The sequence below is a fragment of the Collinsella sp. TM05-38 genome (assembly GCF_003466445.1).
Taxonomy (GTDB): Bacteria; Actinomycetota; Coriobacteriia; order Coriobacteriales; family Coriobacteriaceae; genus Collinsella.
Genome location: NZ_QSPM01000002.1, coordinates 145,032 through 162,091, shown reverse-complemented (window position 1 = coordinate 162,091; position 17,060 = coordinate 145,032). Strand labels below are relative to the sequence as shown.

Here is a 17,060-nt window from a genome sequence, read left to right as displayed (position 1 = left end):
TGTGTCAGATGTACGAGATCGACCTTAACCTCCCTAAGCAGATCGTCGCTGACGTCCTGTCCAACCACGAGATCCACAGCGTCGCCTTCGTCGGCTGCGGTGCTTCTATGTCCGATCTTTACCCCGCCAAGTACTTCCTGGCCAACAACACGGACAAGCTGAACGTTCAGATCTTCACCGCTAACGAGTTCAACTACGACACGCCTTCCTGGGTCAACGAGCACACCTTCGTGATCACCTGCTCCCTCGGTGGCTCCACGCCCGAGACCGTCGAGGCCAACAAGACCGCTAAGAAGCACAACTGCCCGGTCGTCTCCCTCACCAACAAGGCTGGCTCCGCTCTGACCGTCGACGCCGACCACGTCATCGTTCACGGCTTCCACGCCAACTATGCTGCCAAGTGCGAGAAGCCCGGCTATGCCATCGCCCTTGCTCTCGAGATCCTTCAGCAGACCGAGGGCTATGACCACTACGAGGACATGATCACCGGCCTCACCAACGTCTTTGAGCTCTGCGAGAACGCCGCTCAGTCCGCCAAGGGCCTCGCCAAGCAGTTCGCCCAGGACTTCAAGGACGACGAGATGATCTACTTCATGGCCTCCGGTGCCTCCGAGAAGATGGCTTATTCTCATGCCGCCTTCCTGTTCACCGAGATGCAGTGGATTGACGCCGCCGCTTACAACACCGGCGAGTACTTCCACGGCCCGTTCGAGGTTTCCACCGAGGGTAAGCCCTACGTCTTCTTCATGTCCGACGGTGCTACCCGTCCGATGGACGCTCGCGCCCTCACCTTCCTGCAGCGCATGGGCGCCAAGGTCGCTCTGATCGACTCCAAGGACTACGGCCTGGCCGACGCCGTGCCGGCAAGCGTCGTCACCTACTTCAACCCGCTGCTGCACCTCGCCGTTATGCGCGAGTACGGCAACCAGATCGCCGAGGCCCGTCAGCACCCGCTGACCATGCGTCGCTACATGTGGAAGCTTTCCTACTAATCACAAGTAAGTTAACCTTACGGGTTGATTGAGAGGGGATGGGGTTTTGCCCCGTCCCCTTTTTGCTCTGGGGAGGGCGTGTGCGCACGCGCCGCAAAACCCCAGATAAAACCTACCAAAATAAACCTGTCCCTTTTTGGCAAGTGGGAGGAGATGCGTATGATCAAGGCAGTGCTGTTTGATATGGACGGCGTGCTGGTCGATACCGAGTGGTTCTACAATCGTCGCCGCGTGGCGTTTATGGAAGAGAAAGGGTTCCACTTTGACGAGATCCCCGATCTTTCGGGGTCTAACGAGCCCGCCATTTGGAAGTCGCTGGTGCCCGACGATGTTGAGCTGCGCGAGCGCCTGCGCGTGGAGTACAAGCAGGTCTACAGCCCGGTCCATCCCGTTCCGTATGCCGAGCTGCTCAACGAGCAGACGGAGCCGGTGATGCGTGAGCTGCACGAGCGCGGCGTGAAGTGTGCCATCGCGAGCTCGTCCTACCGTGAGCTCATCGACGAGCTGGTGGAGATTGCCGGTATCGCCGACGTGCTGGACTACACCATCAGCGGCCATGAGTGCAGTGCGTTTAAGCCCGACCCCGAGATCTATTTGCGCGCCATGGAGGCGTTGGGTGTTGAGCCGGCCGAGTGCCTGGTTATCGAGGACTCGCCTATGGGCATTGAGGCCGGCAAGCGCTCCGGCGCCCGCGTCCTGGCGCTGCGTCCGCACGAGGGCGTCAACCTGGATCAGTCCGCCGCCGACACCATCATCGACAACCTGGCCGACATTTTGGCCGCTTTGTAGCGTCGATCCACCACGAGTAGTACAGATTCGCACGTCTTTTGCGGCGGATTGGCTTAATTTGGCTTGGATTTTGATCCGTTTGACTTCGACTCAGGCTAAGTGAGTAGACTTTTTGGCACATGCCGAGCACAAAGCGTATCTGCTTTAGTAAAACCGCAGGTCACAGAGGTGGCAGTTTTTGGTGTGCTCGGCAGATCGTAAAAAGTCTACTCACTTAGAATTTGGCTCTTTGGTTGGGGAGCTGCAGGCTCGTTTTGGTTGTCGAGAGAGGGTGAATTGAAGCGCCCACTCGCGCTCCATGCTACAATCGCCGGCATGCCCCACAATTACATCTGCCTTCGAAAGGAGCCTACGTGGCGAACGCCATCGATCAGCTCACGGACCGCGTGCTCGTGCTCGGCCGCCTCACCATCGTCCGCCGCGCCATTACTGCCGTGGCGGTCACGATTTCCGCCATTCTTCAGACATTTCTGATCCAGGCGTTCATTCAGCCCGCCGACCTGCTACCGAGCGGTCTCACCGGCGTCGCCGTCTTACTCGATCGCGTCACCTCGCTCGGCGGCGTTCATATCGATATCTCGCTCGGCATGCTCGCGCTCAACATCCCCGTGGCGCTTCTGTGCTGGAGCGGCATCAGCAAGCGCTTCGTCATCTTCTCGATGATGCAGGTCGTGCTCTCGTCGTTGTTCCTCAATATCTTTCACTTCGCCCCGTTTTTGGGCGACACGATCATGCTCATCATCTTTGGCGGCGTGGTCTCGGGCCTGGGCGCCGCCATTGCGCTTAAGTCCGGCGCGTCCACCGGCGGCACCGACTTTATCGCACTGTGGGTCTCCAACCACACGGGCAAGACCATATGGGGCGTCATCTTTGGCTTTAACTGCTTTATCCTGGCGATCTTCGGTTTCATGTTCGGCTGGGACAATGCGGCGTACTCCATCGTGTTCCAGTTTATTTCGACCAAGACCATCGACAGCTTCTACCGCCGCTACGACCGCGTGACGCTGCAGATCACGACGCGCAAGGCAGACGAGGTCATGACCGCCTATGTTGACCATTTTCAGCACGGCATTAGCTGCGCCGAGGTCGTTGGCGGATACAGCCGCGAAAAGATGTACCTGCTGCACGCCGTTGTCTCGACCTACGAGAGCCAGGACATCATCAAGTTGGTGTGCGACATTGATCCCGGCGCAGTGATCAATGTGTTCCACACGCTCAACTTTGTGGGCGGCTGGTGGGGCGGCCATGTCGACGAGCCCATGCCCACGGCCGTTCCTGATCCCGACAAGCCCGCGCGCATGGCCAGCAGGCAGGCCCGTCTGCACGATCAGGAAAGCTTGCAGCAGGACGACGGCAAGTAAAGATTTGCTGTATGCGGTGTATCGTTTTATCAAACTGAGGTAACATATAAAAAGACGTTATATACGTATTAGTTATTTCGATATTTTGATAAGAGTGAACAGTCATGCCAGCGCCCAAAAATGCACCGCTTTACCAGCAGATTTACGACGAGATCAAGGAAGCGATCGAGAAAGGTGTTTATACACCCAAGGAGCGCATCCCGTCCGAGCTTGAGCTTGCCGAGCAGTACGAGGTGAGTCGTATTACGGTGCGCCGCGCCGTCGAGGAGCTGTGCTCCGATGGCTATCTGGTTAAGCAGCAGGGTCGCGGCACGTTTGTCTCCACGCCGCACATCAACCGTCAGTTCCATGCTTCGACGCTGCAGACGTTTACCGCACTGTGTGCCGACAATGGGATGAAGGCCGGCGCGCACGTGGTCGATCGCCAGATTGTGCCGGCGCGTCAAAACGAGATGGAGTTCTTTGGCCTGCAGAAGGACGCGCTGCTGCTGCATATCAAGCGCGTGCGTACGGCCGATGGCGAGCCCATCTTTGAGGAAAACATCTTTGTGCCGTTTGATACATACCGTGAGCTGTTGACGGCCGATCTTGAGGACAAGTCGATTTTTGCCGAGGTCGAGCGTGTTGGTGGAACGCCGATTGTCTCGGTTGGCTACCGTACGGTCGAGGCCGTTCGAGCTAACGTCGAGCAGGCGGCCGAGCTGGGCATTGCTCCGCACGATCCGCTGCTCAACCTGCGTGCCGGCTTTACCGGTCCCAACGGCGAGCCGGTCCTGATGGGTAAGCAGTACTACGTGGGATCGCGCTACGTTATGGTGATGTAGTTCGGGATAGAAAACGAGAGTGGATAATCTCCCGTTTTAGGTCCGGTGGCGGCCTTAAAGTGGGAGATTATCCACTCTCGTTCGTCGGGTGTCCAAAAATCCACTCTCGTTCCTTTCGGAACGCGTTGCTCGTGGCTAGCGGCAGCTCGGCGCTGGTCCGCGTGGCGGCGTATAATCGGCGGCAGAGGATTCTGACGTTAGGAAACCATGACCGATAGCATGCAGCAGATGGCGCTCGACACGCTCGGCGCCTATTTTGGCTACACCTCGTTTCGCCCGGGGCAGGACCGCATGGTCGATGCGATCCTTGCCGGTCGCGATGCGCTGGGCGTTATGCCCACGGGCGCCGGCAAGTCCATTTGCTACCAGGTGCCCGCGCTCATGCTGCCTGGCATCACCTTTGTGGTGAGCCCGCTGCTATCGCTTATGGAGGACCAGACCCGCGCGCTGCTCGCGGCGGGTGCGCGCCCCAGCTATCTCAACTCCAGCCTTACTCCGGCCCAGCAAAACACCGTGCTCAAGCGGGCGCGCGAGGGTCGCTACCAGCTTATGTACGTGGCGCCCGAGCGCCTGCTCGAGCCGCGCTTTTTAGCCTTTGCGCAGGAGGCCGCGGCGGACGGCGGCATCGGCGTGCCGCTCGTGGCCATTGACGAGGCCCACTGCGTAAGCCAATGGGGCCAGGATTTCCGCCCCGCCTACCTGCAGATTCGCGAGTTCATCGATTCCCTGCCGCAGCGCCCCATCGTGGCGGCCTTTACCGCTACGGCGACCGAGCGCGTGCGCGCGGACATTCAGCAGATGCTCGGCCTGCGCGACCCGGCCACGGTCGTGACGGGCTTCGACCGCAAGAACCTCTACTTTGGCTGCGAGGAGATGGGCGACAAGGCTAAGGCCGCCTGGGTGCGCGACTATGTGATCGCGCATTCGAGCGAGAGCGGTATCGTGTATTGCTCGACCCGCAAGACCGTCGATGCGCTCGCCGGCGAGCTTGCCGAGGCGCTGTGCCCCAGCGGCATTCGCGTGGGCCGATACCATGCCGGCATGGGCAACGACGCCCGTCGCCAAAGCCAGCGCGCTTTTATCGACGACGACATTCAGGTGATGGTTGCCACCAACGCCTTTGGCATGGGCATCGACAAGCCCAACGTGCGCTACGTCATCCATAACAACGTGCCCGAGAGCATCGAGGCCTACTATCAGGAGGCGGGTCGCGCCGGCCGCGATGGCGATCCTGCCAGCTGTCACCTGCTGTGGAATGGCAACGATTTTCGCATGCGGCGATTTTTGATCGACCGCGGCGATGCGGCCGACGAGGCGCTCGACGATGAGCAGCGCGCGTGGGCGCTTCAGAATCGATATCGCCTGCTCAGTCAGATGGAAGGCTACTGCAATACCACCGGCTGCCTGCGCGAATACATGCTGCGCTACTTTGGAGACGAGGCCGCGGCCGAGCATGCGACCGCAGCTGGTGCGGGTGGCGCCGCCACGGACGAGGCCGAGGGCTGCGGCAACTGCAGCAACTGCCTCACACGGTTCGAGGTCGAGGACGTCACCGATATGGCCCGCGCCGCCGTGCGCTATGTGGCCACGCGTCCCATGCGCTTTGGCAAGTCGCTGATCGCCGACGTGCTCCACGGCGGCAACACCGAGCGCATTCGCCAGATGCATCTGGACGAGGACCGCGGCTACGGTGAGCTGTCGAGCGAATCGGTCGGGCGCATCAAGGACATCATCGGCCAGCTGTGCGGCCGCGGTTATTTGGCAACCTCGCAGGGGCAGTACCCGGTCGTTGGGCTGGGCCCGCGTGCCGTCGAGGTCGAGGATGAGGCGTTCGCCTTTACCGTTAAACGTCGCGCGTCCAAGCGCAAGGCCTCGGCCCGTGCCCGCCGTGCGGTGGATCTGCTGCGCGAGGAGGCCGAGCTGGATCAGCGTCCGCGCGTGGGCGACGATGCCGAGCTGTTCGAGCGCCTGCGTGCGCTGCGCAAGGAGATCTCGACCGAGCTGGAGATGGCGCCGTACATGGTCTTTTCCGACAAGGCACTGCGCGGCCTGTGCCGCTTGCGCCCTCAGACACGCGAGGAGCTTATCCGGGTCAACGGTATCGGCGAGAAAAAGGCCGACGCCTTTGGCGAGCAGTTTATGGCGGCGATTGAAGAATTTGAGTCCGAGCATGCGCGGGATGGAGCGTAATGATGACAGCCGATAGCAAGACCGAACGTTCCGAGCGCGCCGAGGTGTCCGCCGTGCCGCTGTACCAGCAGGTTATGGACGACCTAAAGGGCGAGATCGCGCGCGGCGTGTACGCGGCCGGCTCGCGTATTCCTTCCGAGATGGAGCTCGCGAAGTCCTACGGCGTGGGACGCATCACCGTGCGCCGCGCCATCGAGGAGCTGTCGCGCGCGGGGTATCTCAGCCGCCAGCAGGGGAGGGGCACGTTTGTGTGTGCGCCCAAGCTCAAGCGCAAGATTCGCCAGAAGGGTGACGTCCAGAGTTTTACTGAGGGTTGTGCTGCCAACGATATGGTGGCCGGAGCGCGCCTGGTGTCGCGCACGGTGGTTGCGGCGACGCGCGAGGACGCGGCGTTTTTTGGCGTGGAGCCCGGCTGCGAGCTTATCGTGGTCGAGCGCGTGCGCACGGCAGATGGCGTGCCCGTCATGCTCGAGAACAACGCCTTTGTGCTGGCCGATCATCCCTACCTGCAGACGTTGGCCGATAAGGACCTCGCCGATAACTCGATCTTTGCGTTCGTTGCCGAGCATTCGGGCCGCGCACCGCTCAAGTCCGACCCCTGCACCGTGGAGATTGCGCTTGCCGATGCTCAGGCGGCCCCGCTGCTGGAGGTGCCGGTTGGCGAGCCGCTCTTCTATATGGAGGCGTACTTTACCGATGCGGACGGGCGGCCCCTGCTGCTCGGGCGCCAAAAGATCGTGGGCTCGCGCTACTTGTTTGACATCTAACGCCCATAGACAGAACAACATAGAACAAATTTGCTGAAACGACTTCACCTGTGACAGTTCGCATGTTATAAATAGGACAACATAGAACGATCGCAGGTACGAGCTGTCGTCGTTCAAAGCCGCCACACAAGGAGGAGCGTCACGGTGAACGCACACGATCTGATTCAGGAAATTATCGAGCGCAAGGGTAAGATCGAGAACGTCTTTTGGATCGCCTGTGGCGGTTCGATGATCGACCTGATGCCGGCCAACGAGCTGCTCAAGCGCGAGGCCACCACGTTTGCCTCGACGGTCTACACCGCGCGCGAGTTTTGCCTGATGGCCCCCAAGAGCCTGGGGCCGAAGTCGCTCGTCGTCGCCTGCAGCCACAGCGGCAACACGCAGGAGGTCGTCGACGGTTGCGAGATGGCGCTGGCTGCCGGTGCCGAGGTCGTGGCTATGACCGACTATGCGGGCTCCAAGATCGACAACGGCAAGTGGACCACCTGGGTCTATCCGTGGGGCAAGGGCGAGTCGCAGGCCGAGGTCCCGCAGGGCATCGGCGTTCTGATGGCTGCCGAGCTGCTCGACCAGCAGGAAGGCTACGAGGCGCTCGCCGACATGTATGCCGGCCTTAAGCAGATGGACGCGCTGCTGCCCGCCGCCCGCGAGAAGGTCAACGCGGAGCTGGGCGACCGCTTTGCCGAGCTCTGCCAGCAGCACAAGTTCTTCTACATCCTGGGCTCCGGCCCCAACTTTAGCCAGACCTACGCTATGGCCATCTGCTCGCTCATGGAGATGCAGTGGCAGCACTGCTGCTACATCCACTCCGGCGAGTACTTCCACGGCCCCTTCGAGGCCACCGAGCCCGGCGTGTTCTACTTTGTGCAGCTCGGATCGGGCGAGTGCCGTCCCATGGAGGAGCGCGCGCTCGCATTCCTCAACACGCATACCGATACGGTCATGGTGCTCGATGCGCTCGAGTACGGCGTGGGCGAGGTGCCGGCCAGCGTGCGTTCGTTCCTGGAGCCGATCTTCTTCTACGCGATGAGCTGCGAGCTGCGCGCCGCCCGCGGCAAGGTGTTCGACCACAGCCCCGAGGTTCGTCGCTATATGGGTGTCGAGCAGTACTAGGTACCGGGAAAAGTATTCACCTTCGATTCGCAAGCGAACAGCGTGCGTAAAAAGCGGGCCGCGTCGGTGGGTTTCCGGCGCGGCCCGCTCTGCATTGCATCTGTGTGTGCAAAGTATTGCGTCAATCGACGACCTACTTGGCGTCGTAGGCCTCGGCATCCCACCAGTCGAGCTGGGCAATGTTGTCACGGATGTGCTGGCAGCTCTTGTGGAAGCCTTCGAGCTCGTGCTCGGAAAGGTCGAGCGTGTAGACCTCCTCGACGCCCTCGGCACCGATTACGCACGGCAGGGAGGTAAAGATGCCCTCCTCGCCATACTGGCCGGTCATGAGCGTAGAGGCCGAAAGCACGGCGTGCTCGTTGTGCAGCACGGCGGCGCAGACGCGCGCGGCGGAGTTGGCGACGGCGTACTCGGTGCACTGCTTGCCGGCGTAGGTCACATAGCCGCCCTTGCGCGCGAGCTCCTCGATCTCCATGTGGTCGAAGGCGTACTTGTCGGGGTTTTCGGCCTGAAGCTCGGTGAGGCTCTTGCCGGCGATGGTTGCGGCCTTAAAGGCGGCAAGCTGGCTAAAGCCGTGCTCGCCGATCATGTAGGCGTCGATGGACTTGGGGCTCACGCCGATCTTCTTGGAGATCTCGGTGCGCAGGCGGGCGGAATCCAGGCCGCAGCCCGAGCCGATGATCTTCTTGGGATCGTAGCCGGTCAGGTGCCACAGCTCGGTGCACACGACGTCGCAGGGGTTGGAGATGCTCACGAAGATGCCGTCAAAGCCGGCGTCGACGATGCGCTTGGCAAAGGTGCGCGCGGCGTCGGTGGTAAAGAACAGCTCGCCGTCGCGGCTGCCAGCGGCCAGCGCGACCTTGCCGGCGGCATTGACGATGACGTCGCAGCAGGCCAGCTCCTCGTAGCGGTCGTAGCAGTTGACGATCTTGGTGTTGTACGGGACAAACGAAAGGGAGTCGCGCAGGTCCTGGACCTCGGACGTCACCTTGGCCTCGTTGATATCGCACAGGTACAGCTCGTCGGCAATGCCCTGCATAAGCAGGCTGTTGGCGACATGTGCTCCTACGTGGCCCTGGCCGACCACACCGATCTTACGCGTCTGGTACATATACGTATCCTTCCGGCCGAGTTTTTCGCGTCGAACCATTGTAGCGTCCTGTTGCCACTTTGCTAGACTAAAGTGCAATAGATTTTTGGGACATGCCTTAATTTCTACTTTTGGAGTGATTTGGGCCGTCGACGGCATCGCTGGGCGATGTGCTCGCGCGGATGGGGTCGCTCGTTGTACCATAGCTGCAACTGACTCGTTAGGAGCTTCCATGCCCATTCGCATTCCCGACGCCCTCCCTGCCGCCGCGCAGCTCGAGAGTGAGAACATCTTTGTCATGACCGAGTACCGCGCGCTGCACCAGGACATCCGTCCGCTGCGCGTGCTCATCCTTAACCTCATGCCCACCAAGATCGCCACCGAGACGCAGATCATGCGCAAGCTCTCCAACACGCCGCTGCAGGTGGAGGTGGACCTGTTGCGCACCAAGACGCACGAGGCCACGCATGTGAGCGCCGGCCACTTGGAGACGTTCTACCGCACGTTCGACGACATCCGCGACATCCACTACGACGGCCTGATCATCACGGGCGCGCCGGTGGAGCAGATGCCGTTCGAAGAGGTCGACTACTGGCCCGAGCTCTGCCAGATCATGGACTGGTCCACCACACACGTGCACTCTACGCTGCACATTTGCTGGGGCGCGCAGGCGGGGCTCTACCATCATTACGGTATTCAGAAGTACGACCTGCCGGCAAAGGCGAGCGGCGTCTTTGAGCATTATCTGGTGAAGCCGCAGAGCCCGCTGGTCCGCGGTTTTGACGACCGATTCTATGCCGTGCATTCGCGCAACACCGATGTGCGCCGCGAGGACGTGGAGGCCGAGCCGCAGCTTGAGGTCGTGGCCGTGTCCGACGAGGTGGGCCTGTACATCGTCAAGTCGACCGACAGTCGCCGCTTCTTTGTATTTGGCCACCCCGAGTACGATACCGACACGCTGCGCCTGGAGTACGAGCGCGATGTGAAGCGCGGACTCAACCCTCAAGTGCCGGCGCATTACTTCCCGAACGACGACCCCACGACCGAGCCGCGCAACGTCTGGCGCAGCCAGGCTCAGCTGCTCTATACCAACTGGCTCAACTACTACGTCTACCAGACTACGCCCTACGACCTAGCCCGCGCCGGCGAGGAGCACTAGACTGCGATGGTACTGCTGTAGCCGTGGCTGATGTGGCGGCGATTAGGCGCTGATGATGTCGGGCAGCGGCAGGTCGTGGGCATCGGTGGGGACGTGGTTGATGCGTTGTTCGTCAAAGGCGATGCCGATGATTTGGCATGCGGGTGAGAGCATGGGCAGGTAGCGGTCGTAGCAACCGCCGCCGTAGCCCAGACGCGCGCCGGTTTGATCGAAGGCCACGAGCGGCACAACAATCATGTCGAGTGCTTCGGCAGGCACGATGGGGAAGCGGCCGCTGTCGATGTCCGTGGCCGCGAAGGCCCGCGCGGGGTGGGCGATAAACGGAGCCGCGAACGCATCGTCGGCGGCAACTGCTCGCATACACATGCGCTGGCCACAAGCTGCGGCATCAATTGCCGAGAGCATGCACGGATAGGCCACGCGCCAGCCGCGCGCGGCGACCGCAGCGGCAAACGCGGCAGGGTTGACCTCGGAACCCATCGCGGCATAGATGGCAACGGTGTGCGGCACCGCGGCATCCGAGCGATCCAACAGCTCAACCAGCCGCGTACAGATAACGGCGGACTTTGCCGCACGCACATCCAAATCAAGAGCATCGCGCCGGGAAATCACCGCCCGTCGCAACTCAGCCTTATCCATCCCAGCTCCCTCTCCCAAACCTACCAAATAGGGACAGGTTTATTTTGGCAGGTTTTATCTGGGCAAACGTCGAAGCCGCCGCAAAGGCGCCCTTTGTGGCGGCTTCGACTCGACGTTGGCTTCACAGCGCCGCAGCGATCGCTTCAGTCACAAACTTATTGAGTGACTCACCCTTCTTTGCCGCCGCCAGTGCTGCTTGCTTGTGGAGCTCAGAGCCCGTTCTTACGTTGAACGAGCCCTTAAAAGCCCGCTCGGGTTCCTTGCCCTTCTCGGCGCAAAACTCAAGGTAATCGTCGACGGCGTCGTGGAAGCATTGCTCCACTTCTTCAGCCGTGGAGCCTTCAAATACGATTGCGTCCCTAATGCCGGCGACCATACCTGTTAGCACATGCTGTTCGGCATCGAACTCGACCGGGGCGAAATAACCCTTATATGCCAAAACGTTACTCATGACTACCTCCGACATCTTGCAGAAAGCGAACGATGTTTCGAATGGTCCCCGCTGTCAATTCGTCAGATGGATGAGGCGTGTGCATTACGAACGTCCTGCCATCTGATGGCCTGCAGAAGCGAACGCGCGATCCGGATGTCTTGCCTTTGCTGTCCATTTCAAAGCCATATGAAGCTATAACTTTAAGAAAGTCAGCGAATCTATACGTTGAAGGACAGCTAAGCAGCTGGGCGATGAGTTTATCGGATCGAGTCATCCCGCCTCACATTCTGCAACTATATTCTAGTTGCAATTTCAGTTTGATGCAAGCACCTCTACTATAGAACATGTGTGCGTATAGAACAAGTGTTCGAATCACAACTGAGGAAGGAGACAGGCACCTTTGTGGTGGTCTGTGCTGTGGAGTGGGCGTCTGCGGCGGTTTGTCTCAATCTGTAACAGTAACTCGGCAAAATTGGACCTAGATGTTACAGATTGAGACAAACCGCCGCGGTGGGCTGCGCCGCCCCGCTCAAACCGCAGAAAAAAGGTAGATTTTCAGACATGTCCCAAAAATCTACCTTTGGTGGTTAGGCCAGAAGGTCGACTACGTTGAAGCCGGCATTGCTCTTGGCGATGACGTCTCGATCGCCAAAGACGCAGGTCGGCGACTCGGCTGCGATGCGCGTCACATCGGCGCCGAGCGAGCGCAGTTCACCGGGCGTGGCGGCAAGTATCTGGGCGCGGCGCTTCTCGCGCGCGTCGGGATCGAGGCCGGCCAGGTAAGTCGTGTTGCGGCGTTTGGTGAGCGCGTACGGCTTCACGGGCGCGTCCATGCCGCTCACACAGCTTACGATAAAGCCCTCGAAGGCGGCCTCGTCGGGCTCAAAGTTGCCGAGCCATTCGCCCGCGCGCGCCACGCGCTCAATTGAGGGATCGATTGCCGGGTCGCGGTAGGTGTGGAACGCCGCCTGGCGCTCGCCGGCCGCGCGGAATCCGCAGCCGTACGCGCCGCCCTTTACGCGGATCTCGTTCCACAGGTAATCGTAGGAGAGCGCGTTGGCGGCAACCGCCCAGGCGCCCGTCACGTCGATGCCCAGACGGCGCGGGTCGCATGCGCTTGCCGCAAAGCAGATGTCGCTGGGGATGACAAAGGCCTCGTGGCGGTCGCGCGGCACCGGCACCACGAGCGCGTCGCGGCCGGCAGCGCCGCCGCCAGCGTCCGCGCTCAACCCCAAGTCGCCCGCGGCGGCCCAGTACGCGTTAAAGTCCTCATCGCTGCCGGTAAAGCTCGCCAGGCAGCCGTCGGCCACAAAGATGCGGCCTGCCAGCTCGGCAAGCCTGGCACGCAGGCCGTCCAGGCGCTCGTCAAAGTGGTCGAGCAAATCGCGCAGGAACAGGTAGAAGTCTACGCCCGAGAGCTGCTCACGCACCACGGCCGAAGGCGAGCTGTAGCTCATCGCGCGACCGAGCGCCGCCGAGTGGCCGTTGTTGATAAAGCCCTGCTCAAGCCCAATACGAATCTGCGTGAGCACGTCGCGCACGCGGTCGGCATCGGCGTCCGCCAGCAATGTGCTCGACCACACCTCGCGCGGCAGGCTCGCCAGCGCGTCGATCTTTTCGGACAGGGCGCCGGCGCTCACCAGCAAGTAGGGGCGCACGCCGTCCACGTCGGGCTGGGTCATGACCTCGGTCGTAAAGCTCAAAAAGCCCAGCTTGCCGGCAAGTAAATTGTCGAGCTCCTCGGCCGAATGCTCGCGTGTGGGCAGCTGCTTGAGCAGGCGGCAGAGCAGCGTCACATAGGGCAGATCCTCAAACGCGACGCAGCTCAGGTCGAAATACTGCATGGCGTAGGCCAGACGGTTGGTGGGGATGCCGTGGCGCAGACAGGGAATGGGCGCAGTGGTGTCCACGACCAGCGGCGGCTCGGGGCGCGCCTCGCCAATGTCGGACACGCGCAGGCGCGGCAGCGTGGCCTTGGCCTCGGGCGTGTCTTCGGCCTCCTGCGCGGCACGCAGCGCGGCCGTGCGCTCGACCACGTCGGCCAGCTCGGCATCGGTCATGGCATCGCGCTTGGCTGCCAGCTCGGCGGCCTCGGCACCCTCCGAACCCTCGGCGGCGTCCACCGGCACCAGCTCGACCAGCGCCATGTGATCGTTTTCCAGCACCAGCTCGCGCAGCAGGTCCTCAAAATAGTTGCCGTCCAGCTCGCCACGCAGCTCCTCGTACACCGGGCCGTACTTGAGCGCCAGCGTCGCGGCGTTGTCATCGTAGAGCCAGGTGCTCAGCGCATCGCACGCAATGGCCACGCCGTCGGCGATACCGTAGTCGCGCTGGCGCAGGTCGTATTCGTTGCTGCTGATGATGGCTTCCAGGCGCTCGCGCGGAACGCCATGCTCGCATAGGTCGCGGCAGGCGCCCTGGAACACGCGGCGCAGCTCGCGCGCCACGCCGGGCTGCGCGTTTTGCAGCATGATGAGCTCGTAGGGCTGCAGGCTCTCGGCCGCGGTGTAGCTCACCACGTTGCCGCCCAGGCCGGCGGACAGAATGGCTTTCTTAACCGGCGCTTCGTTGGAGCCCAGCAGTGCCTCAAACAGGATATCCGCCGCGATCGTGCGTTTGCGGTCGAGCGCGCTGCCCAGCACCAGGCCTAGGCCTACCAGGGCGTTCTCGGGTGTAGTGGCCATCTCGACGCGCTTGTACTCGCAGGTCACGGGCGCCTGCACGCCCAGCGGATTGGGTGCCAGCGTGGACGGGTCCTCGCCGGCGGCAACGGCTGCGTCCATGCGGCGGCTCGCGGCGCTCGGCTGCGACAGATAGCGCTCGTCCAAAAAGGCCAGTGCGCGGTCCACGTCCAGGTCGCCGTAGAGCGTGATGTAGGAGTTGGAAGGATTGTAGTGGCGCGCATGCGTGTCCAGGAACTGCTCGTAGGTGAGCGCGGGAATCGCGCGCGGGTCGCCGCCGCTCTCGTGCGCATAGGCGGTGTCGGGATAGAGCGCGGCGTTGACGGCGTCGTCCAGCACGCTCATGGGGTCGGACAGCGCGCCCTTCATCTCGTTGAACACCACGCCGTTATAGCGCAGCGTGCCCTCGCGCAGGCTCGCGGCGTCGCCCTCGCCTTCGGCGCCCTCCGGCAGGTCCAGCTCGTAGTGCCAGCCCTCCTGCTCAAAAATGGTGGGCTTGGTATAGATAGCCGGGTTGAACACCGCGTCCAGGTACACGTCCATCAGGTTGTACAGGTCCTGCTCGTTGGTGGTGGCAACGGGGTAGATGGTCTTGTCGGGGTAGGTCATGGCGTTGAGGAACGTCTGCATGGAGCTCTTGATCAGGTCGACAAACGGCTCCTTGACGGGGAACTTGGCCGATCCGCACAGCACCGAGTGCTCAAGAATATGGAACACGCCGGTGGAATCGGCTGGCGGCGTCTTAAAGCCAATGGCAAAGGCCTTGTTTTCGTCGTTGCACGCCAGGTACAGCAGACGAGCGCCCGAGGCGGTGTGGCGCAGCACGTAAGCGTCTGCGTCAAGCTCGGGCACGGTCTCGCAGCGCTCGACGGTAAAGCCGTGGCAGGTGGTTCCGGGCACCAGTAGCGCGGCGGCAGCGGCGCGAGGGTCAGTTGAGGTGGTGGGCATATGCAGCCTCCTTTGACGCCCCAGCGGGGGCGAATCGAGTCGAATCCTCGAGAGTATACCCATATGGGGCCGCGGTTCTGCAGCGAACTGAAGGCGATACCGGCGGATTGGGTAAAGGCCCCGCGTGACCGCCGCGCGAGCGTGGAAATTTGGACGCCTATCGAATGAGAGTGGATTTTCGGACGGAATCAGCCTCAAAACGCCCAAAAACCGTCCAAATACCCACCCTCATTTCCCGACCGTCCAAAATCCACGCTCATCCGCCGCCCACACATCTCTCATATCTCATTCGTCTCTAATACGAGAGATAACAGAAAGGTGAGAGATAAATATGAGAGATAACTGAGCAGCAAAGAGACAGGCAATCATGGTATTGTCTCAATACCGATTGTTCTACCAGCAAAAATATGTATAAATGAAGCAAATGGTAGACATTTCATCTCTATCTATCTCTTATCTCTAAGCCGAGAGATAGAGAGATAAATGAGAGATAATTACGAGAGATAACTGAGAGACGAGGGAAATCTATCCGCGGCATTCTCCGCAGGACCGAGCGAAAGGACGTGCAGATGAACGAAAACGAGCTGACCGGTCTGCTTGAGTCTTTAAGGCGTATGGGCTCGGATGATCTTAACGTCGAAGTGAAGGAGAGCGCCACGACGCTTTCCCGCGACGTGTGGGAAACGGTGAGCGCATTCGCGAACACTGCCGGCGGAATCATCGTGCTCGGAGTGAGTGAGCGCGCAGGTTTTGTCCCGGTTGAGAACTTCGAGACCGAGAAAGTGCTCAACCAATTTGTGTCAGGCATGGGTGATGCGGGCGGTCGAGGAAAGCTGGCCAATCCGCCCAAATACACGATCGAGCGAGTGGAGCTTCAGGGCGTCATCGTTCTCGTCATTACGATTGAGGAGCTCGATCCGTCGAGCAAGCCCTGCTATGTCATAGAGCGGGGCGCCCAGGGCGGCAGCTACAAGCGCATCGATGACAAAGATGTGCCGCTTTCATCGACCGAGGTGCTCGCATTGGCGTCATACGGTCGAGCGACTCCGAGCGATCGCGACGCGGTGGCGGGTGCGGGCGCGGACGATCTCGACGAGACGCTGGTCGACCGTACGATAGATCGGGCTTTCTCGTTGACGCCCCGGGCAATGCGCGGCGCGCCGGACAAACAAACGAAGCTGGAGCGCCTAAATATCCTTGATTCCCAGGGCAATGTCACCAAGGCTGGACTCCTAGTTGTGGGCACCTACCCTCAGCAGTTCTATCCCAAGCTCTTCATTGACGTGGCTGTCCATGCGGGAACTCAGAAGGGCATGGCGGGGTCGCTGAGGTTCATGGACCGCACAATCTGTGAGGGAACGTTGGGCGAGATGATCTCGGATGCCGTCGCAGCCGTCGCCAAGAATTTGCGGCGAACCTCGACCGTCCAAGGCGTCTCGCGTGTCGACTCGCTTGAGATTCCCGAGGAGGTTCTGCGCGAGGCAATCGCCAACGCCGTAATCCATCGAGAATACGGGGATCGGTTCTGTGGACAATCGATTGCCGTCGACGTCTTTGATGATCGTGTCGAGGTGACGAATCCTGGCGGCCTTTACGGGGGAAAGACTCGCGAGAACTTGTTTGACGGCAGCTCCCGATGCCGTAACGCGACGCTTGTGAAGCTCATGTCGATTGTCCCGCTGCCGGATGGCGCAGGTTCGCCGGCTGAGGGCAATGGCTCGGGCATCCCGATGATGATCGATGCCATGCGCGCGCATGGTCTGGCCGAGCCCCTGTTCTGCCCGGGATTCGATCGGTTCAAGGTCGTACTTTACCGTTCAAAGATCGAGCCGGTCGATCATGGCGGGGGCTTAATTGTGACGGCACTCAAACACTACGGCGAGCTGGGGACGCGCGAGCTGGCAGAGCACACAGGGCTCACAATTTCCCAGGTTAGGTCGCGCGTCAACGCGCTCATTGCTCAAGGCGAGCTTGAGCCCACGGCGCCGGCGACGAGCCGCAACCGCAAGTATCGACTGTCGGAGCGCGTGGGATAGATGCGTTAGTGGACGAGGCGACCCAATAATCGACTCTC

At 61.1% G+C, this 17,060-nt stretch carries 14 protein-coding genes; 9 read left to right on the top strand and 5 right to left on the bottom strand.

Annotated elements, in window-relative coordinates:
- Window positions 1-8: 8 nt before the first annotated feature.
- The 7 genes from DXD49_RS01590 to DXD49_RS01560 all read left to right on the top strand — a co-directional run bounded on the left by DXD49_RS01590 (window position 9) and on the right by DXD49_RS01560 (window position 8,036).
- Window positions 9-992, top strand: coding sequence for an SIS domain-containing protein (locus DXD49_RS01590; protein WP_233502247.1), 984 nt, complete (start codon window positions 9-11; stop codon window positions 990-992).
- A gap of 159 nt (window positions 993-1,151) precedes the next feature.
- The gene (locus DXD49_RS01585; RefSeq protein WP_158553134.1) at window positions 1,152-1,781 is read left to right on the top strand and encodes an HAD family phosphatase; all 630 of its coding nucleotides are present in this window, start codon (window positions 1,152-1,154) and stop codon (window positions 1,779-1,781) included.
- A 353-nt stretch (window positions 1,782-2,134) separates the two neighbouring features.
- The gene (locus tag DXD49_RS01580; protein ID WP_117794025.1) at window positions 2,135-3,142 is read left to right on the top strand and encodes a YitT family protein; all 1,008 of its coding nucleotides are present in this window, start codon (window positions 2,135-2,137) and stop codon (window positions 3,140-3,142) included.
- A 104-nt stretch (window positions 3,143-3,246) separates the two neighbouring features.
- Window positions 3,247-3,966: a GntR family transcriptional regulator gene (locus DXD49_RS01575; protein ID WP_117794024.1), complete on the top strand. Its 720-nt coding sequence runs from the start codon at window positions 3,247-3,249 to the stop codon at window positions 3,964-3,966.
- 207 nt (window positions 3,967-4,173) lie between these two features.
- Window positions 4,174-6,156 (top strand): ATP-dependent DNA helicase RecQ, encoded by a 1,983-nt coding sequence (locus DXD49_RS01570; protein ID WP_117794023.1) that lies wholly within the window; start codon window positions 4,174-4,176, stop codon window positions 6,154-6,156.
- On the top strand, window positions 6,156-6,923 hold the full coding sequence (locus DXD49_RS01565) for a GntR family transcriptional regulator (protein WP_233541716.1): 768 nt from the start codon (window positions 6,156-6,158) through the stop codon (window positions 6,921-6,923). The genes DXD49_RS01570 and DXD49_RS01565 overlap by 1 nt, the downstream gene beginning before the upstream one ends.
- Window positions 6,924-7,067: 144 nt before the next feature.
- Window positions 7,068-8,036, top strand: coding sequence for an SIS domain-containing protein (locus tag DXD49_RS01560; protein ID WP_117735445.1), 969 nt, complete (start codon window positions 7,068-7,070; stop codon window positions 8,034-8,036).
- 133 nt (window positions 8,037-8,169) lie between these two features.
- On the opposite strand, the gene DXD49_RS01555 is transcribed toward DXD49_RS01560, so the two are convergent.
- Window positions 8,170-9,147, bottom strand: a complete 978-nt coding sequence (locus DXD49_RS01555) for an L-lactate dehydrogenase (protein ID WP_117794022.1) — start codon at window positions 9,145-9,147, stop codon at window positions 8,170-8,172.
- 211 nt (window positions 9,148-9,358) lie between these two features.
- On the opposite strand from DXD49_RS01555, the gene metA reads away from it, so the two are divergent.
- Complete coding sequence (gene metA / locus DXD49_RS01550) at window positions 9,359-10,285, top strand: homoserine O-succinyltransferase (RefSeq protein ID WP_117794021.1); 927 nt, start codon at window positions 9,359-9,361, stop codon at window positions 10,283-10,285.
- Between the two features lie 42 nt (window positions 10,286-10,327).
- On the opposite strand, the gene DXD49_RS01545 is transcribed toward metA, so the two are convergent.
- The 4 genes from DXD49_RS01545 to DXD49_RS01530 all read right to left on the bottom strand — a co-directional run bounded on the left by DXD49_RS01545 (window position 10,328) and on the right by DXD49_RS01530 (window position 14,986).
- Window positions 10,328-10,924, bottom strand: coding sequence for a 5-formyltetrahydrofolate cyclo-ligase (locus DXD49_RS01545; protein ID WP_117743128.1), 597 nt, complete (start codon window positions 10,922-10,924; stop codon window positions 10,328-10,330).
- Window positions 10,925-11,045: 121 nt separating this feature from the next.
- Window positions 11,046-11,375, bottom strand: a complete 330-nt coding sequence (locus DXD49_RS01540) for a type II toxin-antitoxin system HicB family antitoxin (protein WP_022094981.1) — start codon at window positions 11,373-11,375, stop codon at window positions 11,046-11,048.
- Window positions 11,368-11,631: a type II toxin-antitoxin system HicA family toxin gene (locus DXD49_RS10030; RefSeq protein WP_117794020.1), complete on the bottom strand. Its 264-nt coding sequence runs from the start codon at window positions 11,629-11,631 to the stop codon at window positions 11,368-11,370. Before DXD49_RS10030 ends, DXD49_RS01540 begins: the two co-directional genes overlap by 8 nt.
- Before the next feature lie 313 nt (window positions 11,632-11,944).
- Window positions 11,945-14,986: an insulinase family protein gene (locus DXD49_RS01530; RefSeq protein ID WP_117794019.1), complete on the bottom strand. Its 3,042-nt coding sequence runs from the start codon at window positions 14,984-14,986 to the stop codon at window positions 11,945-11,947.
- A 569-nt stretch (window positions 14,987-15,555) separates the two neighbouring features.
- On the opposite strand from DXD49_RS01530, the gene DXD49_RS01525 reads away from it, so the two are divergent.
- Window positions 15,556-17,022, top strand: coding sequence for an ATP-binding protein (locus DXD49_RS01525; RefSeq protein ID WP_117743130.1), 1,467 nt, complete (start codon window positions 15,556-15,558; stop codon window positions 17,020-17,022).
- The last annotated feature ends 38 nt before the right edge of the window (window positions 17,023-17,060 follow it).